The organism is Mycobacterium sp. SMC-15 (assembly GCF_045310925.1).
Classification (GTDB): Bacteria; Actinomycetota; Actinomycetes; order Mycobacteriales; family Mycobacteriaceae; genus Mycobacterium.
Genome location: NZ_JBJIAJ010000017.1, coordinates 1 through 25,575, shown reverse-complemented (window position 1 = coordinate 25,575; position 25,575 = coordinate 1). Strand labels below are relative to the sequence as shown.

At 67.9% G+C, this 25,575-nt stretch carries 22 protein-coding genes; 11 read left to right on the top strand and 11 right to left on the bottom strand.

Annotation, left to right across the window (positions count from 1 at the left end):
• Window position 1: 1 nt before the first annotated feature.
• Genes ACJH71_RS20955 through ACJH71_RS20945 form a run of 3 tightly spaced genes read right to left on the bottom strand, consistent with a single transcriptional unit; the run spans window position 2 to window position 5,162 of the window.
• Window positions 2–1,519: an HNH endonuclease signature motif containing protein gene (locus ACJH71_RS20955; RefSeq protein WP_406759909.1), complete on the bottom strand. Its 1,518-nt coding sequence runs from the start codon at window positions 1,517–1,519 to the stop codon at window positions 2–4.
• 45 nt (window positions 1,520–1,564) lie between these two features.
• A complete protein-coding gene (gene polA, locus ACJH71_RS20950) occupies window positions 1,565–4,279 on the bottom strand; it encodes a DNA polymerase I (protein ID WP_406759908.1) in 2,715 nt (904 codons plus the stop codon).
• The gene (locus ACJH71_RS20945) at window positions 4,272–5,162 is read right to left on the bottom strand and encodes a LysR family transcriptional regulator (protein ID WP_406759907.1); all 891 of its coding nucleotides are present in this window, start codon (window positions 5,160–5,162) and stop codon (window positions 4,272–4,274) included. The genes polA and ACJH71_RS20945 overlap by 8 nt, the downstream gene beginning before the upstream one ends.
• Before the next feature lie 70 nt (window positions 5,163–5,232).
• Here ACJH71_RS20945 and ACJH71_RS20940 point away from each other — a divergent pair, with 70 nt between their 5' ends.
• From ACJH71_RS20940 to ACJH71_RS20925, 4 genes are all read left to right on the top strand, one after another.
• Window positions 5,233–6,381, top strand: a complete 1,149-nt coding sequence (locus ACJH71_RS20940; protein ID WP_406759906.1) for an FAD-dependent monooxygenase — start codon at window positions 5,233–5,235, stop codon at window positions 6,379–6,381.
• A 68-nt stretch (window positions 6,382–6,449) separates the two neighbouring features.
• Complete coding sequence (locus tag ACJH71_RS20935; RefSeq protein ID WP_406759905.1) at window positions 6,450–6,899, top strand: Zn-ribbon domain-containing OB-fold protein; 450 nt, start codon at window positions 6,450–6,452, stop codon at window positions 6,897–6,899.
• Window positions 6,892–8,088, top strand: a complete 1,197-nt coding sequence (locus ACJH71_RS20930) for a lipid-transfer protein (RefSeq protein ID WP_406759904.1) — start codon at window positions 6,892–6,894, stop codon at window positions 8,086–8,088. The genes ACJH71_RS20935 and ACJH71_RS20930 overlap by 8 nt, the downstream gene beginning before the upstream one ends.
• Window positions 8,089–8,195: 107 nt before the next feature.
• Window positions 8,196–8,426 (top strand): DUF167 domain-containing protein, encoded by a 231-nt coding sequence (locus ACJH71_RS20925; RefSeq protein ID WP_406759903.1) that lies wholly within the window; start codon window positions 8,196–8,198, stop codon window positions 8,424–8,426.
• On the opposite strand, the gene ACJH71_RS20920 is transcribed toward ACJH71_RS20925, so the two are convergent.
• On the bottom strand, window positions 8,401–10,740 hold the full coding sequence (locus tag ACJH71_RS20920; RefSeq protein ID WP_406759902.1) for a PEP/pyruvate-binding domain-containing protein: 2,340 nt from the start codon (window positions 10,738–10,740) through the stop codon (window positions 8,401–8,403). The two genes, ACJH71_RS20925 and ACJH71_RS20920, sit on opposite strands and share 26 nt — an antisense overlap.
• A 458-nt stretch (window positions 10,741–11,198) precedes the next feature.
• Between ACJH71_RS20920 and gjpA (ACJH71_RS20915) the strand changes: the two genes are divergently transcribed.
• The 3 genes from gjpA (ACJH71_RS20915) to ACJH71_RS20905 are packed head-to-tail and all read left to right on the top strand — an operon-like array spanning window position 11,199 to window position 14,818.
• Window positions 11,199–12,281: an outer membrane porin GjpA gene (gene gjpA, locus ACJH71_RS20915; protein ID WP_406759954.1), complete on the top strand. Its 1,083-nt coding sequence runs from the start codon at window positions 11,199–11,201 to the stop codon at window positions 12,279–12,281.
• A gap of 50 nt (window positions 12,282–12,331) precedes the next feature.
• Window positions 12,332–14,545 (top strand): PGRS repeat-containing protein, encoded by a 2,214-nt coding sequence (locus tag ACJH71_RS20910; protein ID WP_406759901.1) that lies wholly within the window; start codon window positions 12,332–12,334, stop codon window positions 14,543–14,545.
• A 30-nt stretch (window positions 14,546–14,575) separates the two neighbouring features.
• Window positions 14,576–14,818 carry a hypothetical protein gene (locus ACJH71_RS20905; protein ID WP_406759900.1) on the top strand — a complete coding sequence of 81 codons (243 nt, stop codon included), beginning with the start codon at window positions 14,576–14,578 and terminating at the stop codon, window positions 14,816–14,818.
• Window positions 14,819–14,862: 44 nt separating this feature from the next.
• Here the strand turns inward: ACJH71_RS20905 and ACJH71_RS20900 are convergent, their stop codons facing one another.
• Window positions 14,863–15,528: a GntR family transcriptional regulator gene (locus ACJH71_RS20900; RefSeq protein WP_406759899.1), complete on the bottom strand. Its 666-nt coding sequence runs from the start codon at window positions 15,526–15,528 to the stop codon at window positions 14,863–14,865.
• Window positions 15,529–16,092: 564 nt separating this feature from the next.
• Here ACJH71_RS20900 and gjpA (ACJH71_RS20895) point away from each other — a divergent pair.
• Window positions 16,093–17,202 carry an outer membrane porin GjpA gene (gene gjpA / locus ACJH71_RS20895; RefSeq protein ID WP_406759898.1) on the top strand — a complete coding sequence of 370 codons (1,110 nt, stop codon included), beginning with the start codon at window positions 16,093–16,095 and terminating at the stop codon, window positions 17,200–17,202.
• A 50-nt stretch (window positions 17,203–17,252) separates the two neighbouring features.
• On the top strand, window positions 17,253–19,418 hold the full coding sequence (locus ACJH71_RS20890; protein ID WP_406759897.1) for a PGRS repeat-containing protein: 2,166 nt from the start codon (window positions 17,253–17,255) through the stop codon (window positions 19,416–19,418).
• Between the two features lie 59 nt (window positions 19,419–19,477).
• Here ACJH71_RS20890 and ACJH71_RS20885 read toward each other — a convergent pair whose 3' ends face one another.
• From ACJH71_RS20885 to dop, 5 genes are all read right to left on the bottom strand, one after another.
• Complete coding sequence (locus ACJH71_RS20885; protein WP_406759896.1) at window positions 19,478–20,146, bottom strand: GntR family transcriptional regulator; 669 nt, start codon at window positions 20,144–20,146, stop codon at window positions 19,478–19,480.
• Between the two features lie 8 nt (window positions 20,147–20,154).
• Window positions 20,155–20,901, bottom strand: coding sequence for a proteasome subunit alpha (gene prcA, locus ACJH71_RS20880; protein ID WP_406759895.1), 747 nt, complete (start codon window positions 20,899–20,901; stop codon window positions 20,155–20,157).
• On the bottom strand, window positions 20,898–21,758 hold the full coding sequence (prcB, locus tag ACJH71_RS20875) for a proteasome subunit beta (RefSeq protein ID WP_406759894.1): 861 nt from the start codon (window positions 21,756–21,758) through the stop codon (window positions 20,898–20,900). The genes prcA and prcB overlap by 4 nt, the downstream gene beginning before the upstream one ends.
• Window positions 21,755–21,949, bottom strand: a complete 195-nt coding sequence (locus ACJH71_RS20870) for a ubiquitin-like protein Pup (RefSeq protein ID WP_024441366.1) — start codon at window positions 21,947–21,949, stop codon at window positions 21,755–21,757. The genes prcB and ACJH71_RS20870 overlap by 4 nt, the downstream gene beginning before the upstream one ends.
• Window positions 21,950–22,032: 83 nt before the next feature.
• Window positions 22,033–23,541, bottom strand: coding sequence for a depupylase/deamidase Dop (gene dop, locus ACJH71_RS20865; RefSeq protein ID WP_406759893.1), 1,509 nt, complete (start codon window positions 23,539–23,541; stop codon window positions 22,033–22,035).
• A 79-nt stretch (window positions 23,542–23,620) separates the two neighbouring features.
• Here dop and ACJH71_RS20860 point away from each other — a divergent pair, with 79 nt between their 5' ends.
• On the top strand, window positions 23,621–24,256 hold the full coding sequence (locus tag ACJH71_RS20860) for a hypothetical protein (protein WP_406759892.1): 636 nt from the start codon (window positions 23,621–23,623) through the stop codon (window positions 24,254–24,256).
• Here ACJH71_RS20860 and ACJH71_RS20855 read toward each other — a convergent pair.
• Window positions 24,250–24,882 (bottom strand): TetR/AcrR family transcriptional regulator, encoded by a 633-nt coding sequence (locus tag ACJH71_RS20855; protein ID WP_406759891.1) that lies wholly within the window; start codon window positions 24,880–24,882, stop codon window positions 24,250–24,252. The genes ACJH71_RS20860 and ACJH71_RS20855 overlap by 7 nt on opposite strands.
• Window positions 24,883–25,008: 126 nt before the next feature.
• Between ACJH71_RS20855 and ACJH71_RS20850 the strand changes: the two genes are divergently transcribed.
• A complete protein-coding gene (locus ACJH71_RS20850) occupies window positions 25,009–25,431 on the top strand; it encodes a hypothetical protein (protein WP_406759890.1) in 423 nt (140 codons plus the stop codon).
• Window positions 25,432–25,575 lie beyond the last annotated feature (144 nt).

The window sequence follows — 25,575 nt, the reverse complement described above, 5'->3', positions numbered from 1 at the left end:
GTTAGAAGGGCGGTGGGTCGTCGGGGTCGATGCCGGGGGCTACTTTCGGGAACCAGACAGTGTCGAGTGCGGCGCGTCGGGCTTGGCGGGCCTTGTGGTTCTGGTTGCGTTCGGTGGCGATGCGGGCCGCGCGGTGTTGGGCGCGGGTGCGCCGGCGGCGGGGCATCATCGCGGTGCGATCACCACAGCGGTCATCATCGCGGCGCAGCGGTGCCGGCAGTTCCCCGGTAGGTGCGCACAAGTGCGGGAACAGCCACGAACTGCCCGGGGTGGTGACATAGGTCTGCCCCGACGGCGAAGTCAAAATCACCGTCCCATCGGGCAGCTGCTGATCCCGCCACCCCCAAAACGTCTTCACCAAATGATGCGTACGGCAATAACATTTGAGGTTCGACGCATGCGTGAACCCACCGTCACCGTAGGCAACCGTATGGTCCAGATCGCACTCTGCCGCCGGACGGTCACACCCCGGCCAGCGGCACGTCATGTCCCGGCACCGCACAAAATCCGCCAACGCCCTCGAAGGCACATACCCCGACTCCGGCGGAGCATCGCCAGGATGCACCAACGACACCAACCGGGCCGATCGAGCCAGCTCGGCAATCAACTCCGGCGGGATCAATCCGTCAGACCCGACTAACGAGCCCGGCCCATCACCAGTCCCCTCGACGGTGGCCTGCTCGGCCATCACATAAATCACCACCGGCGAGGCCGCCGCACGCCCCCCGGCGGCGCAATCCGGGCGCCCGCAGCGACACCCCAGCCGATCCGCCCGCGCCGCCAACGCCCCCATCGCATCGGCACGCCGCTGCGCACGACTGCGCGGATCGTGTTCACACACCGTGGCCGCCAACGCATCCAGCGCCTTGTCCAGGGCCCGGGCATCGGGGGTGAACACGCTGCCGTAAACCTCCGAGAGCCCGCCCTCTTGGTCCGCAAACCCGATCTTGCGCTCCACCTGGCGCTCCTTGCGGCGCCGCACCGCATCAGCATCGGCCTTGGCCACGATCTTGTCGACCTTGCCGGCCAACCGACTCCTGGTCAGGGACGGCCAACGCACCACCTGCGCCGCCAACTGCCCATCGACCAGCGCCAACACCTCACGATCCGCAATCAGATCCGTGCGATACACCAGCGTCTGAAACAGACGAATATCGATATCACCGGCCTTGAACACCTCAGCCACCTGCGGCAACTGCTCCCGCATCGCCCGCGCATACCGCAACCGGCTCGCCGCCAACCCCTGACTGATCCGCAACGCCGCCGCCACCTCAGCAGCCACCGCCGCCTCGGTATCGACCGCCCACTCCTCGGTTTCACCACACCGGCCCAAACGCAGCGCAAACAACTCCCCGATCGCCACCAACTGCGCCGCCGCCGCCCGATTCTCCGCCCGACCCGCCGCACAAACCCACTCCACCAACACCGCCGACTCCGGCGTCACCGACGGATAACGCCGCTCAAACCGCTCACTAAGCCGATCAACCGACTCGGCGGAGGGAAGCGTTCCTTCGAACATACGTTCGATTATACGCGTCTCCCCCGACAGGTCGCCGGATCCGCGTTAGTGCGCTGCTGAATCCCAGCTGCGCCCGTAACCGACCGCGACCTCCAGCGGGACGCTGAGCGGATAGGCGCTGCCCATCTTGTCGCGCACCAACGCCTCCAACGCGTCACGTTCGCCGTCGGCCACTTCGAACAGCAATTCGTCGTGCACCTGCAGCAGCATCCGCGACCGCAGGGTGGAGGCCTTGAGGGCGGTGTCCACGTTGATCATCGCGACCTTGATGATGTCGGCCGCGCTGCCCTGGATCGGGGCGTTGAGCGCGGCCCGCTCGGCGGACTCCCGGACCTGGCGGTTGCTGCTGTCCAGCTCCGGCAGATAGCGGCGCCGGCCCAGCACCGTCGAGGTGTAGCCGTCCTTGCGGGCCTGCTCGACGACCTCGTGCAGGTAGTCGCGCACCCGGCCGAACCGGTCGAAGTAGGCGTCCATCTGCTCTTTGGCCTCTTCGGTGGAGATCTTGAGCTGGGAGGCCAGCCCGTAGGCGCTCAACCCGTAGGCCAGGCCGTAGGACATCGCCTTGACGCGGCGGCGCATGTCCGGGGTCACCTCGTCGATGGGCACCGAGAACGCCCGCGACCCGACGAACGAGTGCAGGTCTTCGCCGGTGTTGAACGCCTCGATCAGGCCCTCATCGGCCGACAGGTGCGCCATGATGCGCATCTCGATCTGGCTGTAGTCGACCGTCATCAGCTCGGGGTAGCCCTCGCCGACCACAAACCCGTCCCGGATCTGGCGGCCGGCGTCGGTGCGGATCGGGATGTTCTGCAGGTTGGGGTCGGTCGACGACAGCCGGCCGGTCGCCGCGATGGTCTGATTCAGCGTGGTGTGGATTCGGCCGTCGGAGGCAACCGATTTCAGCAATCCGTCCACGGTCACCTTCAGCCGGGTGACGTCGCGGTGGGTCAGCAGGTGCTCCAGGAACGGATGGCCGGTCTTGTCGAACAGGGTCTGCAGCGCGTCGGCGTCGGTGGTGTAGCCGGTCTTGGTCTTCTTGGTCTTGGGCATGCCCAGCTCGTCGAAGAGCACCACCTGCAGCTGCTTGGGCGAGCCGAGGTTGATCTGCTTGCCGATCACCGCGTAGGCCGCCTCGGCGGCGTCGCGAATCTGGTCACCGAATCGGCTCTGCAGCTGACTCAGGTGATCGAGGTCCACACCGATCCCGGCGGTCTCCAGCTCGGCCAGCACCCGCTGCAGGGGCAGCTCGATGTCGGCGAGCAGTCCAGCGGCATCGATGCGGGTCAGTTCGAGATCCAACGCGTCGGCCAGGTCGTTGACCGCCCGGGCCCGCAGGATCGCCGTCTGCACGGCCTGATCGTCGACGCCCTCGGTGTCATCCAGCAACGAAAGCTGTTGCTGTTCATCGGATTCGGCACGCAATTCGCGGCGCAGGTAGCGCACCGAGAGGTCGTCGAGGCTGAAGCTGCGCTGACCGGGCCGCACCAGGTAGGCGGCCAGGGCGGTGTCAGAGGTGATGCCGTCCAGGGTCCAGCCGCGCCCGGCCAGGTCGTGGATGGCCAGCTTGGCCTCGTGCAGCGCCTTGGGCTTGGCCGGGTCGGCCAGCCAGGCGCCCAGTGCGGCGTCGTCCTCGGCGGTCAGCGTCGCGGTGTCGATGTAGCCGCCTTCGCCGTCCGCCGAGGCCAACGCCAGCGCGGTCGCGTCGCTGTCGAAGCTGCGGTGGGTGCCGATCACGGCCAGCCCGGTGCGGCGGCCGTCGGAGGCGTGTTCGGCCAGCCACGAGGCAACCGTTCCCGGCTCCAGGGCGCCGCCGCGCACCTCGAAGCCCTCCTCGGCTTCGGGCACTGCGCCCCCGGCGGTGGACAGCGTCTCGAACAACCGGTCTCGCAGCACCCGGAATTCGAGGTCGTCGAAGAGCTGATGGATCTGCTCACGGTCCCACGGCACCAGCCGCAGGGTGTCCGGCGTCTGGGCCAGCGGCACGTTGCGCACCAAGTCGGTCAGCTCGCGGTTGAGGATCACGGTGGACAGGTTGGCGCGCAACGCATCTCCGACCTTGCCCTTGACGGTGTCGACCTGGTCCACCAGCCCCTGCAGCGAGCCGTATTCGGTGATCCACTTGGACGCGGTCTTCTCCCCCACCCCGGGAATGCCCGGCAGGTTGTCGCTGGGGTCGCCGCGCAACGCCGCGAAGTCCGGGTACTGCGCCGGGGTCAGGCCGTACTTCTCGACGACCGCATCCGGGGTGAAGCGGGTCAGGTCGCTGACGCCCTTGCGCGGGTAGAGCACGGTCACGTTCTCGTTGACCAGCTGCAGGGCGTCGCGGTCGCCGGTGACCACCAGCACCCGGTAACCCTCGGCATCGGCCTGGGTAGCCAGCGTGGCGATCAGGTCGTCGGCCTCAAAGCCCGGCTCCGACAGCGCGGTGATGCCCAGCGCGGCCAGCACTTCCTTGGTGATGTCGATCTGGCCACGGAACTCATCCGGGGTGGACGACCGGGTGGCCTTGTACTCCGGGAAGCGCTCCGAGCGGAATGTCTGCCGCGACACGTCGAATGCGGCGGCGATGTGGGTGGGGCTCTCGTCACGCAGCAGGTTGATCAGCATCGCGGTGAACCCGTAGACCGCATTGGTGGTCAGGCCGCTGCGGGTCTTGAAGTTCTCCGCTGGCAGGGCATAGAACGCCCGGTATGCCAGCGAGTTTCCGTCCAGAAGCAGCAGCGTCGGTTTGGTCTGACTCACGGCCCCAACTCTAGGCACCCGTCCCGACACGCAGTAACTGCCGCGCCCTGTCGACGAGCACCCGGGCGGCAGGGCTGCGCGGTCCCGACGCACGCCAGGCCAACACCAGCCGGCCCCGCAGCTCCGGCGTCAGCCTCAGTGGATGCAGGCCCGGGCGGTTGCGAGCCACCGAACTCGGCAGGATCGCGACCCCGAGCCCACGCTCGGCCAGGTCCGCCAGCGCCAGCGGCGTGCTGGCCTCGAATGCGATCCGCGGGGAGATCCCAGCCGCCGCGCAGGCTTGGTCAAACTGGCGGCGGATGCCGGTGCCGACGGGCAGCGCGATCAGCGGCCGCTGCGCCAACTGGGCGAGGCTGACCGTGGCATGCCCGGCCAGCTCATCGGCCAGGCCCACCGCCGCATCGACGGACTCGTCGGTGACCACCTCGATGTCCAGCCCGGCCGGCCGTTCGTCGGGCCCGACCGACACGATGGCCGTATCCAGGTCGCCGCTGCGGACCGCGTCGATCAGCTGGTCGGAATTCGCTGTGCTGAGCGTGATTTCGACGCTCGGGTACTCCGCGTGGAACTCGGCGAGCAGCCCGGGCACATCGACCGAGTGAGCGGTCACGGTGCCGATCGTGACCGTGCCACGGACCAGCCGGCTGAGTTCGTCGACGGCCAGCCGTACGTCATCCACCGCCGCCAAGGCGGCTTTGGCGTACGGCAGCACGGCCGCGCCGGCCGCGGTCGGACGAACCTCCCGGCGGGAGCGGTCCAGCAGCCGCTGGCCGAGTTCGCGCTCCAATCGGCCGATCTGGGCGCTGACCGCGGGTTGCGCCACATGCACCCGTTGCGCCGCGCGGGTGAAGTTCGCTTCCTCCACGACCGCAATGAGGTATTCGAGTTGCCGCAGCTCCATAACTGTTGATTATAGTTTCTGGGCTAATTAGATATTGGACTTATAGTTTTCTGGCGGCGACGCTGGATTCATGACTGAGACAGACGTTGTGATCGCCGGCGCCGGTATCGGCGGATTGACCACCGCACTGACCCTGCACGCGCGCGGGATCGGTGCCACCGTCGTCGAAGGCGCTCGGGACCTGCGCCCGCTGGGTGTTGGCATCAATCTGCTGCCGCACGCGGTCCGGGAGTTGTCCGCCCTGGGGCTGGGCGAGCAGTTGTCCGCGCTGGCGGTCGCCCCAACATCGTTGGCCTACTTCGATACCCGAGGCCGGGAGCTGTTCCGTGAGCCGCGGGGAATCGACGGCGGCTACGACTACCCGCAATATTCGGTACACCGCGGGGACTTGCAGCTGTTGTTGCTCAATGCGGTGCGAGAGCGGTTGGGGGCGGGTGGGGTACGCACCGGATCGCGGGTCACCGGGTTCGTCGACGACGGCGACGCGGTGCGGGTGCGGCTGGGCGACGACGAGCTGGCGAGTTCCGTCCTGGTGGGTGCCGACGGGATTCATTCGGCGGTGCGCGCCCAGTTGCACCCCAGCGGCGACGAGCTGCGGTGGTCGGGCGTGCGAATGTGGCGAGGCGCGGCACCGGGAGAGCCGTATCTGGACGGGCAGACCATGGCGATCGTCAAGGCCGACGACGGGATCGAGCTGGTGATCTACCGGATCGGCGGCGGCCTGATCAACTGGGTGCTGTTGGTGCCCGAAGCCCCACCCGGGCCGCTGCCGGGCACCGCACGCTGGAACCAGCGGTGCGACGCCGATCAGGTGTTGGCCTACCTGGACGGCTGGAAAGTGGATTGGCTCGACGTCGTCGACCTGGTGAGACGCACCGCCGACCCGCTGGAATACCCGATGGTCGATCGCGATCCGCTGCCGTGGTGGGGCCGGGGTCGGGTAACCCTGCTGGGCGACGCGGCGCACCCGATGTATCCGGTGGGCGCCAACGGCGGATCGCAGGCCATCCTGGATGCCCGCGCGCTGGCGGACAGCCTGGCAGCCCACCCAGACACGGGCCTGCAGGTCTATGAGGAGCACCGTCGCGACGCGACCGCGGCGGTGGTGGCCGCCAACCGGGCGATGCATCGCAGCGGCGCCAACCTGCGGTCGGACAATCTGGCCCGGGTGGCTGCCGCCTACCGGCGCGACACCGGAGCCGACCGGGCGCGGGTCTGAACTGTCGCCTTGTCCCGGTAACTGGAACACGTTTCAATTCGGGGGTCTCGGTTGGGTACGCTGACCGAGTGCCAGATGTAGCCTCGCAGCCGGCCATCGACGGGTGGTTCGCCACCGACGACGCCGGCCTCCCCCACCTGACCGGCGCCAAGTGTCCGCAGTGCGGCACCTATGTGTTCCCGCCGCGTGAGAACAACTGCCCCAACCCCGCCTGCGACGGCGACGTGTTGGAGCCGGTCGCGCTGTCGCGGCGCGGCACAATCTGGAGCTACACCGAGAATCGGTACCTGCCGCCGGCGCCGTACCCGCCGAGCGACCCGTTCGAGCCGTTCGCGATCGCCGCGGTGGAGCTGGCCGACGAGGGCCTGATCGTACTGGGCAAGGTCGTCGAGGGCACCCTGGCCGCGGACTTGAAGGTCGGCATGGAGATGGAGCTGACCACCATGCCGCTCTACACCGACGACGACGGCGTGACGCGCACCGTCTACGCGTGGAAGAAGGTGGACTCCAATGCCTGAGCCGTTGTACATCCTGGGTGCGGGCATGCACCCGTGGGGCAAGTGGGGCCGCGACTTCACCGAGTACGGAGTGGTCGCCGCCCGTGCCGCACTGGCCGACGCCGGCCTGAACGCGCAGCAGATCCAGTTCATCGCCGGCGCGGACACCATCCGCAACGGCTACCCGGGCTTCATCGCCGGTTCGACGTTCGCCCAGAAGCTGGGCTGGAACGGGGTTCCGGTGTCGTCCTCGTATGCGGCCTGCGCGTCGGGTTCGCAGGCGCTGCAGAGCGCCCGGGCCCAGATCCTGGCCGGTTTCTGCGATGTGGCGCTGGTGATCGGCGCGGACACCACCCCCAAAGGCGCGTTCGCCCCGGTCGGCGGTGAGCGCAAGAACGACCCGGACTGGCAGCGCTTCCACCTGATCGGCGCGATGAACCCGGTGTACTTCGCGCTGCTGGCGCGCCGCCGGATGGACCTCTACGGCGCCACCTCCGAGGACTTCGCGCAGGTGAAGGTGAAGAACTCCCGGCATGGCCTGAACAACCCCAATGCCCGCTACCGCAAGGAATCCGCGGTTGGCGACGTGTTGGCCAGCCCGGTGGTCTCCGACCCGCTGCGCCAGCTCGACATCTGCGCCACCTCCGACGGTGCGGCTGCGCTGATCGTGGCCAGCGCGGAATTCGCCCGCAAGCACCTGGGTTCGCTCGACGGTGTGCCGTCGGTGCGCGCGGTGTCCACCGTGACCCCCCGCTACCCGCAGCACCTGCCCGAATTGCCGGACATCGCAACCGATTCCACCGCCGTGGTAGCCGCGCCCGAGCGGGTGTTCAAGGATCAGATCCTGGACGCCGCCTACGCCGAGGCCGGGATCGGCCCGGAGGACGTAAGCCTGGCCGAGGTCTACGACCTGTCGACCGCGCTGGAGATCGACTGGTACGAGCACCTGGGCCTGTGCGCCAAGGGTGAGGGCGAGCAACTGCTGCGCAGCGGCGCCACCACCATCGGTGGCCGGGTGCCGGTGAACCCGTCCGGCGGGCTGGCCTGCTTCGGCGAGGCGATCCCGGCGCAGGCGATTGCCCAGGTGTGCGAGCTGACCTGGCAGCTGCGCGGTCAGGCCACCGGCCGGCAGGTCGAGGGCGCCACGGTGGGCGTGACGGCCAACCAGGGCCTGTTCGGCCACGGCTCGTCGGTGATCGTCGCCCGCTAGTTTTTTGGGCTTGGCTTGGCTTTGGCGCCAGCGTGCGTGTTTGCACGGCGACACGCCGAGTTAGGCCGTAAAACTACGCACGTTCGCGGCACTGGGATCCTGTTGCGATGACCGAAACCGTCGTCGTCAAGGTCAAACCGGGCAGCCGCAAAGGCCCCCTGGTCGAGACCGACGACGCGGGTCAGCTGACCGTCTACGTGCGCGAGCCGGCCGTGGACGGCAAGGCAAACGCCGCCGTCATCCGGGTGCTGGCAGAGCATTTCGGGGTGCCGCGCAGCCGTGTCGAATTGGCGTCCGGTGCGGGCGCGCGCGTCAAGCGGTTCCGGATCGACCGGTAAGCGGCGCGTCCAGGATTCGCACGGTTCCCGCCGACCCGTCGATCTCCACCAGCGCCCCATCCGGGATGACCTGGCTGCCGTTGCCGGTGCCGATCACGCACGGGATCCCGAGCTCGCGCGCAATGATTGCGGCGTGTGACAACGTACCGCCCACGTCGATGGCCATGCCGGCGACCGCCATGAACCGCACCACCCACGACGGGTCGGTAGTCCGGGCGATCAGCACATCGTCAGCGTCGAGCTCGACGGTCGCGTTGGGATCGGTCACCACCCGCGCCCGTCCGCGGGCACGGCCCGGGCTCACAGCGGCACCGGAGATGAGCGACTGGACCGGGGCACCGCCGCCGGCGGTTCGCGCGGGTGGATCGCCGGCAAAGGACAGCGGCGGCTCCTGCGCGGCGAACTGCGACCGGATACGTTGGCGGGCAATGATATCGGCCGACGCCAGATGCACCTTCGACTGGAGCTCACTCAACGTGTGCCAGACGGCATTGTCACCTAAGAAGGACGCCGCGTGCCGGGCGACATCAAGGTCTTGCAGGAAAGCGGTTTTGCCGATCTCCCGGGCGACCAACGCTCGCCGCGCCATGGCGATCAGCCGTGCCACCGCCCGGCGGCGCGAGCGCGGCACAGATTCGCACAGCGCCGACTGCGCCCGGCGTCGCTCATCACTTCTGGCGTCCAATGCTGCGACGGGATCCCGGGACCGGTCAGCGTCGGCCCATACCCGCGCGGCATGCAGCACCGGCGCGGGGTCCTGCCGCCACGAGGCGGAGGCGATCTCCCCCTCGTCGGGACCGTGGAATCCGTGCGCAGAAAGAAAGCGACCCAAGGTGATTCGCCCACCGGCGAGCAGCCACAGATCCCTGGCCAGGTGAGCCTCCGGCAGTTCGCCATCACCGGAGAGCAGGTCGATCACTCGGCTCCCTGCCACGGCCTCGACAGCCTGATACAGGCCTTGGCACACATACGTCTGCAGTGCGTGGGTGATCATCGTTTGCCGGAAACGTGAGCTGGCCTCGGTCAGCAATGCCACCGGATCTGCCGGTGTCTGCCAAGCGTCCCGCTGCCACGCTTGCCAGGAGGTCGCGCTGACCGCCCGCAGGCGTCGATTCAGCAGCGCCAGGGTGATCGGAGCACGCACCGCCATCCGCAACGCAGTAACGCCCCGGGCCCGCATAGGCGCGACGTCGACGTGTTCCGCCGCCCCGAGAATCTGCTCACTGAAAGCGCTCGGATCCACACCGGGGATGCGAGCGACCTGGCTCAAAAGCAAGTCAACAGAGATAACCGGCCAGCCCTGCGCGAGGGTTACAAACGACGCAGCCACGTCGCGCTTTGACACCACGCCGACTTGGACCTGGCTTTGCCACTGCCCTTCACCGAGTCCGGTACTCCACACCGACCAGGTAAGAGGCGTCGGCACGCCAGGCAGCGCCTCGCCGACATTCACGCGACTCCATCGACTGCCCGGTGGACGCGGCGGATCATAGAATTCAAGCGCCTTCGCCCTGGCCTCCAGTGCACTGAATGTGGTGATCGGGCGCGCCTGCAGAATCCAGATCTGCCCCTGCTCGTCGAAGGCCCACTCGATGTCCTGCGGGCTCCCGTACCACCGATCGATACGCAGTGCGCAGTCGGCGATGTCGCGAATCCGATTGTCGGACAATGATGGCGCCGATGCAGATGGAACTACATCCACGATGCCCAACGTGGATTTGTCCAACACGATGCGCGTGGGAGTCACCGATCCATCCACCACGTCACCGCCACGCCCGAGGGCGAATTCAATGATCAGCCGGTCCGTATCGCCGTTCAGCGGATCCGCTGTGAAGGCGACGCCACCACAGGCCGGTACGATCTGGCGCTGGACGACGACAGCCATTCCCCCCGTGGATTCCAGTTCCCGAGCGTCCCGGTATCGGCGGGCCCGCGCGGACGACGCCGATGCCCAGCAATGGGCCACGGCGGCAAGCACCTGCGCAGCCCCCCGGACATTGAGGACCGTCTCGTAGATCCCGGCGTGAGATGCGTCGACCCCGTCCTCGGCCACGGCCGAGGAGCGCACTGCCACGGCAATGTCGCGCCCCAGCGCCTGGTAGTTGGCGATGACCGCGTCGCGGATGTCAGCATCCAGTGACTCGACCCACCCGGCTGCCCCAGTTCCCGTATGGGCGGGTACGCCGATAACGAACGCATCGGGCACCGGTAACCCAGCCGCCAGCAGCTCTCCCAGATTGGCGCCCTTGCCGCCGCTAAAGGCGGCATCGGTCGCGCGGATATCGCACAGCGGCTTGACGAGTGTCTTACTCATGCACCCGGATTAGTGTCGCGAGCCACGGATGCCATGACCCACCAACTTATCCGTCGCGCCGCAATCTCGGTAGCTTTCGCCACCTGCCCGTCCGGGCATGGTCCAAGTTCATAGAACGCCGTCCAGACCCTGAGACCTCACGCCAGGAATGCGGTCGTTGGATGTTACTTGGAGACCATCTCGGTGCATTGTTACAACTTACATTCATATGGAAGAGAGGCCGTTACACGAGTGTGGCGGGTCAACCTTCCCGACGCGGTTACCGCCTCTAACTGGCCTAACGAGCAGCCTCACAGGGGTGTCGGCTGGCGTGCGCCATCACCTTCTCCCGCCCCGTAAACACGCAGACTGAAACATGTTCTGATTTGTTGTATACAAATTATGCTTCTCTCAGTTACTCTCATCGCGTTCTATCTCGTGCTGTGCATCACATACCTGGAGGAGTCCCCTTGCACGCCATGTTTCGCCCCTACGCCACCACTGCTGGTGTGGCACTCGTTGGCGCCGGCCTGATCGCGGTCACCCCACCGGCAGCGTTAAGCGCTCCACTGAATGTTCAGTCGCGTGCCGTGCAACTGACGAGTGCGTGGGATGAGGTGCTCAATGCTGCGTCGGCGAATGTGACGACGATGCTGAACAATTGGTATCTGGCCCCGGGTGTGGGGATGCAGCAGTTCTGGGCTAACCAGATGGGGTACTGGGATCAGTTGGCCAATGATCCGGCTGGCTCGATCAATGCGATCAATGAGCAGATTCAGCTGCACCTCAATGCGGTGCTCTCGGGGTTTGCCATGCAGGACATGACCGCTGAAACCCGCGCCACGGTGCTCAACCACACCATGGATGGCACCCATCAGCTGATGTTCGGCCAGGTCGCGGGGTATCTGCCCGCCGATGTCGATCCCGACCAGATCCTGCCGATCATCGACTACCTGGGCTCGCCATCGAGTGCGATGTTGATGGGCATGATCGGCCCGGGCATCAGCCCCTGGATTGCGTTGCTCAACGGCATCACCGACGGCGATAACCCCTTCGACATTCTGATCAACATGGGTGGGGCGTTCCTCAACGGCGCCACCCTCAACTTGGATGCACTCCTGCCGATGATCAACGAGGCCGGCTTCTTCCCGGCCGGGATGAACATGGACCATCTGGACTTCGCGTTCGGTGGGTTGCTGTCCACGGGTGCGGCAGCGGTGAGCTACCAGGTGTTGGGCCCCGGCGGTGAGGTCGCCGCCGAGGTACCGGCGGTCGGTGGGTCGATCTTCCAAAGCGTGGGCCTGGAATTCAGTGGCGTCCCGGTAATCGGAACCCTGGATCTCAACAGTGCCGGGATCGGGCCGCTCGCCGCGATGCAGGCCTGGGGCCAAACCGTCGGCGCCCTGCTCGGCTCGGGGTGGGACGGCAAGGGCCCGGTCGTGGTGACCCCACCGCTGGCTGGGGCCGAGTTGCCCATCATCGACCCCGTGGTGGTCGATGACGGCGGGTCCGGTGCGGCCACCGATGCGTTCGGTTGGCTGGGCGATCTGCTCGGATTCTGATTCCCCGAAACCCTTTATCCCCTAACTTCTCAAGAGAGGTCTTGCTGCACATGAGTCACCACACCAATACGCGTCGCGCCTCGCGGGCCGTCGGCGCAGCCAGCACTGTGGGTGCGTTCCTGGCCTTCGGGATGGCCCCGCTGACCACCGCGCCGGCGGCTCAGGCCGATGAGTTCGATTGGGTCGCTGATCTTTTCGACACCTCAGCCTGGTTGACCCCCGAGCCGGCCGAGGTGGGCGCCTTCGATTGGACCACCATGATCGATCAGTGGTTCTATGACCCGATTCACGACGGTTTGCAGGCCTGGATCACCAGTGACTTCGGTGAGCTGGTCAACGGCGCCATCAACACCATGGCCGGCCAATACCTGATCGGTAACGGTATCGACGGCACCGCCGAGAACCCCGACGGCGGCAATGGCGGCCTGTGGTTCGGTGACGGCGGCGACGGCTGGAACAGCACCGAAGCCGGGGTGGCCGGTGGTAGCGGCGGCAACGCGGCCGGCTGGATCGGCGACGGCGGCACCGGCGGTGACGGTGGCGCGGGTGCCAACGGTGGTGACGGCGGCGCCGGCGGCTTGTGGATGGGCCTCGGTGGCAACGGCGGCAACGGCGGAGCAGCACCGGACGCCAGTGTGTACGGCGGCAACGGCGGCAACGGCGGCAACGCCTCGGCCTGGTTCTTCGGCAACGGCGGCAACGGCGGCATCGGCGGGGCCGGTGCAGACGGGCTGGCCGGGACTTTCGCCAACGGCGGAGACGGCAACGGCGGCAACGGCAGTTACGGCGGCAGCGGCGGCAACGGCGGGCGCAGCAGCTTCATGTTCGGCAACGGTGGCAATGGCGGCAACGCCGGTGCCAGCGGCAACGGCGGTAACGGCGCCAACGGCACCGCCGAGCACGTCGACGGCGGCAATGGCGGCAGTGTTCCGGTCAACTTCTTCGCTGCCAATGGCGGCGCGGCCGGCGGTCGCGGCTCCACCATCTACACCAGCCCGATGTACGGGCATGCCGGCGAATACGGTAACGCCTCTGATGGGGGCGCCGGCGGCAACGGCGGCGACGCGTACCAAGACGCCAACGGCAACTACCTCGGCAACGGCGGCGACGGCGGCCAGGGCGGATACGGCGGCGGCTACTCCCAAGGGACTGGCATTGGCGGTGACGGTGGCACCGGCGGCAACGGCGGTGCCGGCATCAACGGCGGCAACGGCGGCTCCGGCGGGACCGCCAGTCTGTCGGCGGGTGAGGCCAGAGTGGTTTCATCCGGCGGCCGCGGGGGCGACGGTGGAAACGGTGGATACGCCAGTGCCGGCACCGGCGGCAACGGTGGCTCCGGCGCCGGAGGCAGGGGTGGCGGTGGCGGCAACGGCGGTGACGGCGGCAACGCGGCCACCGATGACCCCACCGTGCGAACCAGCGGCGGCAACGGCGGCAGCGGCGGCAGCGGCTTCACCCAGGGTGTCGGCGGCAACGGCGGCCACGGCGGCACTGGCAGCTACACCGGTGGCAACGGCGGCAGCGGCGGCAGCGGAGCCAGCGGTGGCTTCGTCGGCGGCACCGGTGGCAACGGTGGCACCAGCACCGGCTGGGAACACGACGGCACCACCTACAGCGTCGGCGGCAATGGCGGCAACGGCGGAAACGGTGGTGCCGGCGACGCCACGGCTGCCGCCGGAGAAGGCGGATCCGGCGGTAACGGCGGCAACGGTGCCACCGGCCCGGGCGTCGTCAGCAGCGGCGGCAACGGTGGCAACGGTGGCAGAGGCGGTGCCAACGCCGGCAGCACCCTCGCCGACGGCGGCGCCGGCGCCAACGGCGGCACCGGCGGCGCAGGCGGATCAGGCACCGCGTCCGGCGGCAACGGCGGCAACGGCGGCGCAGGTGGCGCCGGGGTTACCGCCGGCAACGGCGGGACCGGTGGCAACGGCGGCGCCAGCGGCGGAATCGAAACCCCGGCCAACGACCTCGGCCTCGGGCCCAGCCACGCCGGTAACGGCGGTAACGGCGGTGCCGGTGGAGCCGGCGGCGGCTACGCCAACGGCGGCCTTACCGATGCCCCCGGCGGTGACGGCGGAACCGGCGGCAATGGCGGCAACGGCGCCGGGACCGTCAACGGCGGAACCGGCGGCAACGGCGGCGACGGTGGCAAAGCCGGCACCGTTGCTGGCGGGTCCGGCCAGCCCGGGACCGCACCCAGCGGAACCACCGGTGGTGCCGGCGGCTCCGGAGGCAACGGCGCTCAGCCCGCTCCAGCCGGCTAGATCACCCGTGCAGGTCCGGCATGCTGCGGCATGCCGGACCTGCACGGCACCGGCTGCGGCGGCAACACCCTGCCAGGCAGCGATGGTGCGGCCGGTGGGGCCGGTGGGGCCGGCGGCATCAGTACCGGCGGCACCGCCGGCAATGCCGGCACCGGGAACCCCGCGGGGGCAGCCCGGACCGGTCGGCGACGGCGGCCAGCCCGGCTAGCAAATCAGCACAATCGGCCACGGTCGTCGGGACCCACAACGTGCCCGCCGACCGTCGCCGTCTGAGCTCGGCGATCACCACGTGAAAATTGAAGCCAGTGGAATCCGGCTCAGCCAGGACTTCCGTCGCTGAGCACACCCCGCCGGGCCAGCTCAGCGACTACGACGTCGGCACGCATCTGCGCGCGCTCGATGTGCACGGCGCGCGCAGCGTCGGGATCGCGTCGGTGGATCGCCGCGTGTTCGGCTTCGAGGTTGGGCAGGAACTCGGCGTGCACGTGCGGGTAGCTCCCCCAGAAACCGCGTGGCGCGAACACCCGTGCCGCGAGGATCGCCGCATACAGCGGCGGGCCGGCGTACTCGTCGAGGATGATGCGGCGGAATTCGTAGGCCGCCGTCTGGAATTCCTCGGGATTCTTGCTGACGCGCAGGCTCTGCATCGCCGCATCGAGATCGGCGAGGACGCGCGGCGTCGGGTTCGCCGCCGCGCGGGCCGAGGCGATGGCGTTCAAGGTCCCGTGCAACTCATGCTGTTCGCGGACGACGGCCTCATCGAACCGGCTGACGAACACGCCACGGTGGTACCGGCTGGCCAGCATCCCCTGCTGTTCGAGTTGGTCAATGCCCTGCTGAACCGGAAGCCGGCTGACCCCCAGCGCGGCCGCGATCGCGTCGCGGTTGATCCGGTCGCCGGTCCGCAACTCCCCGGCAAGTACTAGGTCGACAATGTGATTGACAACCAGGTCCTTTTCCTTGACCCCGTACTTCTTGGGCATGGAGTGCTCACCTGGAACTTTCGCAAAACTCGGAAGGGCGCGTTGTTGGTTCACGGAAAGCGCCCGAACTACGTTCGGCAATGCAAGCTTGCAAAAACACCACTATCCCGACGTAGCGACACTTTCTTCGCCAGACCCTAGCGCAGCCGCACCGTGGCACGCGCGTTCGAAGGCTTCAACAGTGGCGATGTACCGCTTTGGCGCGCCCGACGCGCAAGAACGTTAATTAATATCATCTGAGAACAGCGAACGAACGACTGCGATTCCAGCCCAGATCAGTGCCGCCCTGACAACGCACGTATACATAATATCGAGGCCGAATACGCACAATACGCCGGAAAGATGTCCCACCTTCCCGGTCCGCGCAACCGAGGTCCACCGTCACACCTAGGCGTTCTACGTCGTTAGATTGGGCCATCATCCGGGCTCGCAGCCGGATTCCCCAACCCCAGACAGCCCGAAGCCGATCCGACGACAACACCCCGCCGCCCGAGGATTAGAACGCGTTTCAGATTTACGTATACAAGACAGCAATTTCTAAGCTAGGCTCAGCTTCCCGATCTCGTGCTGTGCATCACATACCTGAAGGAGTTCCCCTTGCGCGCCACTGTTCGCCCTTATGCCACCGCCGGTGTGGCACTGGTTGGAGCCAGCCTTGTAGCGGTTTCCCCAGCGCCTGTGTCGGTGCCGGTTTCCTTTGATGTTCAGTCGCGAGCGGTGGCGCTGGCCAGCGCCTGGGATGACCTACTAAATGCCGCTTCGGCCAATGCGACCACGATGCTGAACAACTGGTATTTGGCACCCGGAGTGGGGATGCAGCAGTTTGTGGCCAACCAGCTGGGCTACTGGGACCTATTGACCAATGACCGCGCCGGGTCGATCAACGAGGTCACCGAGCAGATTCAGCTGCATCTGAATGCGGTGATCGCCGGGTGGGCGTTGCAGAACGAAACCGATGCGACGCACTCCACGGTGCTCAACCACACGATGGACGGCACGCATCAGTTGATGTTCGGCCAGGTCGCCGGCTACATCCCCGCGGATGTGGACAAAGACTCGATCATGCCGATCATCGACTACCTCGGCTCTCCGGCCAGTGCGGTATTGATGGGCATGATCGGACCGGGCATCAGCCCCTGGATTGCGTTGCTCAACGGCATCACCGACGGCGACAACCCCTTCGACATCCTGATCAACATGGGTGGTGCGTTCTTCAACGGCGCCACCCTCAACCTCGATGCCTTGTTGCCGATGATCAACGAGGCCGGCTACTTCCCCGCCGGCATGAACATGGACCACCTCGACTTCGCCTTCGGCGGCCTGCTGTCCACGGGCACCGCCGCGGTGAGTTACCAGGTACTTGGCCCAGGTGGTGAAGTCGCCGCCGACGTGCCAGCCGTCGGAGGGTCGATCTTCCAGAGCGTGGGTATCGAGTTCAGTGGCGTCCCGGTACTGGGGACCCTCGATCTCAACAGTGCCGGGATCGGGCCGATCGCGGCCTTACAGGCCTGGGGTCAAACCGTCGGTGCCCTGCTGGGCTCGGGCTGGGACGGCAAGGGCCCGGTCGTGGTGACCCCGCCGCTGGCCGGTGCCGAACTGCCGATCATCGACGACGGTGGCGCCGCCGCAGCAACCGATGCGTTCGGTTGGCTGGGTGACCTGCTCGGACTCTGATTCTGCTCAACCCGTTATCCCCCAAACTTTCTGGAAAGGCTTCCCTCAAGATGAGTAGTCATCACACCACCCGGCACCACCATCGCGCCGTCGGCGCCGCTAGTGCAGTCGGCGCATTCCTGGCCTTCGGGATGGCCCCGCTGACCACCGCACCGGCGGCTCAGGCCGATGAATTCGATTGGATCGCTGACCTTTTCGACACGTCGGCGTGGATCGATGCCGGCCCGGCCGAAGTCGGCGCCATCGATTGGACCACCATGATCGATCAGTGGTTCTACGACCCGATCCACGACGGCCTGCAGGCCTGGATCACCAGTGACTTCGGTGAGCTGGTCAACGGCGCCATCAACACCATGGCCGGCCAGTACCTGATCGGCAACGGCATCGACGGCACCGCCGAGAACCCCGACGGCGGCAACGGCGGCCTGTGGCTCGGCGACGGCGGAAACGGCTGGGACAGCGTCGAAGCCGGTGTCGCCGGTGGTAACGGCGGCAACGCCGCCGGCTGGATCGGCGACGGCGGGAACGGCGGCGCAGGTGGTGCGGGCGCCGACGGCGGCGACGGCGGCGCCGGCGGCCTCTGGATGGGCAATGGTGGAAACGGTGGCGACGGCGGCATCGCAATCGAGGCCGGCGGCAACGGCGGCAACGCAGGTAACGGCGGCAACGCCTCGGGCTGGTTCTTCGGCAACGGCGGCGACGGCGGCATCGGCGCCACGGGCATGACCGGCGCCGCAGGCACCTTCGCGGGTGGCGGTGACGGTAACGGCGCCGGAGGCGGCGCCGGCGGCAACGGTGGGGCCGGCGGCCGCAGCAGCTTCATGTTCGGCAACGGCGGCAACGGCGGAATCGGCGGCCACGCCGGAGCGGGTGGCGCCGGCGCCACCGGTACGGCCGACCACGTCAACGGGGGCAACGGCAGCTGGGGTAGCCAAGGTGGCAACGGCGGGGCTGCCGGTGGCCGTGGGTCCAGCATCTACACCAGCCCGATGTACGGGCAGGCCGGAAGCGGCGGCAACGGCGGAAACGGCGGCAACAGCGGTGCCGGCGGCAACGCCTACCGGGACACCGACGGCTCCTACCTCGGCAACGGCGGCAGTGCCGGCTACGGCGGCGACGCCGGTTCGGGCCACATCGGCGGTGACGGCGGAACCGGCGGCCACGGCGGCACCGGCCTCAACGGCGGAGCCGGTGGGTATGGCGGGGCCGGCGGCGCCTCCGAGAACAACAACATGGCAAGTCACGGCGGCGACGGCGGCGACGGCGGCGACGCCACCGCCGGACGGGCGGGCGACGGCGGCGGCGGCGGCTTCAACGCCTACGGTGCGGGCGGCAGCGGTGGAAACGGCGGCAACGGAATCGCCACGGACGCAAGCGTCAAGACCACCGGCGGTGACGGCGGTCTCGGCGGCGACAGCTACTCCACCGCGCCCGGATCCGGTGGAAACGGTGGTAACGGCGGAACCGGTAGCTACACCGGCGGTAACGGCGGCGCCGGCGGTTGGGGCGGCGGCAACGGCGGCGACGGCGGCAGTAGCACCGGCTGGCAACACGACGGCAGCACTTACAGCGTCGGCGGCAACGGCGGCGATGGGGGGCTTGCTATTGCAGGCGGAGCACCCGGCGGCGACGGGGGTGCCGGTGGCAATGGCGCCACCGGTGCCGGTGTGGTCAGTGTGGGCGGCAACGGGGGCAACGGCGGAGGCGGCAGTTCCAACACCGGAAGCGTGCTCGGTCCCGGCGGTGTGGGCGGTGACGGCGGTGCGGGTGGCGCCGGCGGATCCGGTACGGCCTCGGGCGGAAACGGCGGAGCCGGCGGTAGCGCCGGTGCCGGCGCGACCACGGGCGGCAACGGCGGCAATGGCGGGGCCGGCGGTGCCAGTGGCGGCGTCGAGACCCCGGCCAACGATCTCGGCCTCGGGCCCAGCCACGCCGGCAACGGCGGCCACGCCGGCAACGGTGGGGCCGGCGGGACCGGCTATCTCGCCGGCGGCCAACCCGCCACCAGTGGTGACGGCGGCGCCGGCGGCAATGGCGGCGCCGGAGGCAACGGCGCGGGAACCGTCAACGGCGGTACCGGAGGCAACGGCGGCGACGGCGGCGCGGCCGGCGAGACCGCAGGCAGCCCCGGCCAATCCGGCACTGCGCCCGCCGGGACCGCCGGCGGCGCCGGCGGAACGGGCGGCACCGGCGCCCATTGGGCGCCCGCGGGGTAGCCCTACGTCCCAGACACCACGGTCGTCGGGTCCACCATGGCCCGGCGACCGTGGCGTCTTCAGCTTCGGCCGGTGGGTCCGTCGTTCAACACGCCACGGCTCGCCAGCTCGGCGAGCACCACATTGACATGCCACGCCGACCGGTCCACGCAGGCGGCCCGGGCCGCCTCGGGGTCGCGGTTGCGGATCGCCGTATTCTCGGCCTCGTAGCTGACCAGGATCTCAGACGTGTAGTTGTGGTAGTCGGTCCAGAAACGGATCGGCAAAAGGATTTGCGCTGCACTGATTTCCGCTCGGAGCCGGGGACCGGCGTACTCGTCGACAATGACCTTGCGGTACGCCGCCGCCGCCTCCCCGAACGCCGCGCCCTGGGCGACCCTCATGGCCTGCATCCCTGAGGCGAGATCGGCAAGGACCCGGGGCGTGGGATTGGCGGCTGCCCGGGCCGACACCATGCCGACCAACATCCCGTACAACTCATGATGTTCGTGCACCACGGCTTCATCGAAGCGCTCGATGAATGCGCCGCGGCGATAGCGGGTGACCACAAAACCGTCGTGCTCGAGCTGGGCCACCGCCTCATGGACCGGAAGTCGGCTGACCCCCAACTCGGCGGCAATCGCGTCGCGATCGATCCGGTCACCGCCGCGCAGCTTCCCGGTCAGCACCAGGTCGATGATGTGAGCGACTACCAGGTCCTTCTCTTTGACCCCGTATTCCTTGGCCATCGCACCACCTAGCCCGGAGAGTTGTCTGACGTCTCCCCCGGCGAACCCTCTTGCGGCAACAGATCTTCCAGCGTCGATCGAGCAATCCGCCGAAACGCGCGCTTGGGCCGGTTGGCATCCAGAATGGCCACCTCCAAGGTGCCCGGGCCCAGCTCGCGCGGTTCGGCACCGTTGCCGGTGTCAGTCTGTTTGAGCGCGTTGACCGCGATGTGCAGCGCGTCCGCCAGCTCAGCGTTCTCGGCGTACGACTCCTTGAGCGCATTGGTGACCGGCTCGGTGGTGCCGCCCATCACCACGAAGTGCGGCTCATCGGTGATCGACCCGTCGTAGGTGACCCGATACAGCTCAGGCGCTTTCGTCTGACCCTGGTAGGCGACGCCGGCAACACACAACTCCACCTCGTAGGGCTTGGCCTGCTCGGTGAAGATGGTGCCCAGCGTCTGGGCGTAGACGTTGGCCAACTGTCGCGCGGTGACGTCACGCCGGTCATAGGCGTAGCCGCGGGTGTCGGCGAACTGAATGCCGCCGCGGCGCAGGTTCTCGAACTCGTTGATCCGGCCCGCGGCCGCGAAGCCCACCCGGTCGTAGAGTTCGCTGATCTTCTGCAATGAGCGCGAAGGGTTTTCGGCGACGAACAACACGCCGTCAGCATAGGCCAGGGCCACCACGCTGCGACCGCGGGCAATGCCTTTACGGGCGAGCTCGCTGCGCTCGCGCATCGCCTGCTCGGGCGAAATGAAGTACGGGAAGCTCATTTCTCACCCCCGCGAGTACGACCCTCGACCACCAAGCGGGCCAGTTCGGCGATCCGCTCCTCGGCGATGTCGACGGCGCCGTCGGCATCGATGGTGACCGCGGTCGGGTAGATGCCGCGCACCAGATCCGGACCGCCGGTGGCGGAGTCGTCATCGGCGGCGTCGTAGAGCGCCTCGATGGCGACCCGCAACGCGGTATCGGCGTCGCTGATCTGGCTGTAGAGCTTCTTGATCGACGACTTGGCGAACAGCGAGCCCGAGCCCACCGCCTGATAGCCCTCGCTCTCGACGTTCCATCCTCCGGCGGCGTCGAACGACACGATGCGCCCGGCGGTCTGCGGATCGTCCGCGTCGATGTCGTAGCCGGCCAAGAGAGGCAACGCCACCAGACCCTGCATCGCGGCACCCAAATTGCCGCGCACCATGGTCGACAACCGGTTGACTTTGCCGGCGAACGTCAGCGGGACACCCTCGAGCTTTTCGTAGTGCTCCAGTTCCACCGCGTAGAGCCGAGCGAACTCGACGGCGATCGCCGCGGTGCCGGCGATGCCGGTCGCGGTGTACTCGTCGGTGACGTACACCTTCTGCACGTCGCGGCCGGCGATCATGTTGCCCTGCGTGGACCGGCGGTCACCGGCGATGAGGACCCCGCCCGGGTACTTCAACGCGACGATGGTGGTGCCGTGCGGCAGTTGCTCGCCCACCCCACCGGTGTACGCGGCACCCCCGCCCGCCGGCAACAGTTCCGGTGCCTGCAACCGCAGGAACTCCGAAAACGAGGACAGACCTACGCCGGTGAGGGCGATTCCTGGGGTTGCTGAGTTAAGGGGCAGACGATCACGCGACAACCAGGTCACTGGCCGCCCTTTTGGACGTACGCGCGCACGAAGTCCTCGGCGTTCTCCTCCAGCACGTCGTCGATCTCGTCAAGCAGATCATCGGTGTCTTCGGTGAGCTTCTCTCGGCGTTCCTGGCCCGCCGCAGTGCTGCCGGTGAGATCGTCGTCGTCTCCGCCGCCCCCGCCGCGCTTGGTCTGCTCCTGAGCCATTGCTGCCTCCTGAATCTCATCGGCCGCGCATGACCGCGGCCGGTTTCTCCACCCTACCGGTCGGCGCCGATGTTGCTCGGGGTCTAGGTGGTGAGTTGTTGCACCAGTTCGGCGGCGCTGTCCACCGAGTCCAGCAAAGCTCCGACGTGCGCCTTACTGCCGCGCAGCGGCTCCAGCGTGGGGATCCGCACCAGCGAGTCCCCGCCCAGGTCGAAGATGACCGAGTCCCAGCTCGCGGCGGCGATGTCGGCCCCGAACCGGCGCAGGCACTCGCCGCGGAAGTAGGCCCGGGTGTCGGTCGGCGGGTTGTCGACGGCGGCCAGCACCTGCTGTTCGGTGATCAGGCGGCGCATCGAGCCACGGGCGACCAGCCGGTTGTACAGGCCCTTGTCCAGCCGCACGTCGGAGTACTGCAGGTCGATCAGGTGCAGCCGGGGCGCCGACCAGCTCAGGTTCTCCCGCTGCCGGAAGCCCTCCAGCAGCCGCAGCTTGGCCGGCCAGTCCAGCAGGTCGGCGCACTCCATCGGGTCACGCTCGAGCTGGTCGAGCACCCGGGCCCAGGTCTCGATGATGTCGGTGGCGCGCGGATCCGGATCACGGGCCTCGACCAGCTTGGCCACTCGCTCGAGGTAGATCCGTTGCAGCGCAAGGCCGGTCATCTCACGACCGTCGGCCAGTGCGACAGTGGCTCGCAGGGTCGGGTCCCGGCTGATGACGTGCACCGCACGCACCGGCCGGGCCAACACCAGATCGCTGAGGTCGATCCCGTGTTCGGCGCCCTCCTCGATCAGGTCGAGGACCAGCGCGGTGGTGCCCACCTTCAGATACGTCGACGTCTCGGCGAGGTTGGCATCGCCGATGATCACGTGCAGCCGGCGGTACTTGTCGGCGTCGGCGTGCGGTTCGTCGCGGGTATTGATGATGCCGCGCTTGAGCGTGGTCTCCAGGCCGACTTCGACCTCGATGTAGTCGGCGCGCTGCGAGAGCTGGAAGCCCGGTTCATCGCCCGCGGCGCCCAACCCGACGCGTCCGGAGCCGGTGACCACCTGCCGTGACACCAGAAACGGGGTCAGACCGGCGATGATCGCCGAGAACGGCGTCTGCCGGCTCATCAGGTAGTTCTCGTGGGTGCCGTAGGAGGCGCCCTTGTTGTCGATGTTGTTCTTGTACAGCTGCAGCTTGGCCGCACCGGGGACGCTGGCCACGTAGCGGGCCGCCGCCTCCATCACGCGCTCGCCGGCCTTGTCCCAGATGACCGCGTCCAGCGGGTCAGTGACCTCGGGAGCGGAGTATTCGGGGTGGGCGTGATCGACGTAGAGCCGGGCCCCGTTGGTGAGGATCATGTTCGCCGCGCCCACCTCGTCGGCATCGATGATCGGCGGCGGGCCGGACGAGCGGCTCAGGTCGAAGCCGCGGGCGTCGCGCAGCGGCGATTCCACCTCGTAATCCCAACGGGTGCGCTTGGCACGCGGGATGCCCGCGGCGGCGGCATAGGCCAGCACCGCCTGGGTGGAGGTGAGGATCGGGTTCGCGGTGGGATCTGACGGCGAAGCGATGCCGTATTCGACTTCGGTCCCGATGATCCGTTGCATGGCTAAAGACTAGAGGGGGCAGGGAACCACGCCGTCAGAGGTGTTGACCTCGTCGAGGTCAGTGGCTAATTTCACCGAAATGTCCACCGAGGAAGCCCGTCAGCGCACCACCGACGTATCCGGGAAGCGCTACGGCGAAGTGCTGCTCGTCGAGATCGGCGAGTCGGGTCCGCGGGCCAGCGTCTACAACACCTTTCCGCTCAACGACTGCCCCGAACAGCTGTGGTCGGCGCTCGACCCCCAAGCCATCGCGACCGAGAACGGCGCGGCAGCCGCTCTGCTCAACGGGCCGCGCTACTGGCTGATGAACACCATCGAAAAGGCGCCGCAGGGCCCGCGGGAGACCAAGACGTTCGGCGGTATCGAGATGATCAAGCAGGCGCAGGTCGCGCTGTCTTCGATGAACCCCGGCCCCTACACCGTCAATGAGGTAAGCCGCCACGCGGTCTTCATCTTCGATGCCGGCGAGCAGGTCTACGAGCTGATCGACCCCGACGGCCGACGTTGGGTCATGCAGACCTGGAGTCAGGTCGTCGATGCGAACCTGTCTAGAGCCGACCTCGCCGGACTCGCCGATCGGCTCAAGCTGCCGCCCGGTTGGACTTATCAAGCGCGCGTGCTGGACACCGCGTTACAGGTGGACACCACCACCGAGGTTGCCCGCGTGCTGCAGGACGACCTGACCAACAGCTATTCACTGGAGAGCGGCTACTGACCCCGGCCTTGGGCAGTATGCAGGGTGCGGTGGACCATCTCTTTGGCCGCGGCGATGACGGCGGCCTCGTCGGGCTCGGTGTCCGCTAGGTAGGCGGCGTTCAACAGGCCGTCGACGGCGTAGTACAACAGCGCGGCGGTGGTGGGCGGATCGGTCACGCTGGCCACTCCGACGTCCACCGCCGCAGCAATGACGTCGGCGAGCAGCGCGACGACCTTGGCGTCGGCTTGGCGCAATTGGCGCAGCCCGTCGCCGGAGGCTTGGGAGAACACCGCCCGGTGCAGCGCGGCGTTGCCCATGTCGTAGCGGATCATCTGCTCGATCAGCGCATCGAGCGCTGCCGGCCAACCCGGCGCCGAGGGCGGCGCGGCGGCGAGCTGCTCCTGCGCCGTGGCCAGGAAGGCATCGAGGTAGTCGGCCCACAACCGGGCCAGCAGGTGATCTTTGGAAGCGAAGTACAGGTAGAACGTGCCCTTGGCGACCTGGGCCGAGGCGGTGACCTTGTCCACCGTCAGCTCGGTGGGTCCATCGGCCAACAACAGACCGCGAGCCACCTCGAGCAATTGGCTTTCACGTTGCGCGGCCGGCAGCGTCGTGCGCCGCCGCCCGGATCCTGGCTGCGCCACTGCGTCGTCCTTTCCCGAGTCGGTACCGCGCTGGACCGTGGCGGACACGATTGACAGCCGCGGAGAACCGCCGTTACGGTAACATGACTGACGGTCAGTCAGTTCGATTCGAGCAGCGAGGTTCGTATGGCAACAACTGACACCGCTACCGGTACAGACCTGCCGGTGACCCAGAATCTGAACAGCGCGTTGAGTGTGATGGCCATCGGCCGGATGATCCTCGCCGTGGTCTCATTGGCCGCACCGCGGCAGTTCGCCAAGCTCGTCGGCGTCAGGCCCTCCCCCGAACTCACCTACATGACCCGGATCTATGGAGCGCGGGCATTCGCGATGGGCCTGGGCTATCTGACCAGCGGCGCCCGGGAACGCTACCGCTGGAAGCGGCTCGCCCTGATGGTGGACTCCCTGGACACCCTCAACGGCGTCAGCCATCTCGTCCGCCGTGACCTGCCGCTGCGCGCGGCCGTGAGCATGGTCGGTCTCACCGGCTCGTATGCGGCCATCGGCGCGACCCGGATCGCCACCGAACAGTTCGGCAGGTCGAGCTAGGCAAGGCGCCGGCGCGCCACGCGGGTAATGCGAACGTGCGCAGCTGTACGAGCTTCACGGCGTGTCGGTGTGCAAACACTCAGTGTCAGTCTCGACGGTGCCGCGTTGCGGTGGTTGGGTTCTTCTCACCTGGTGCCTGGCTCT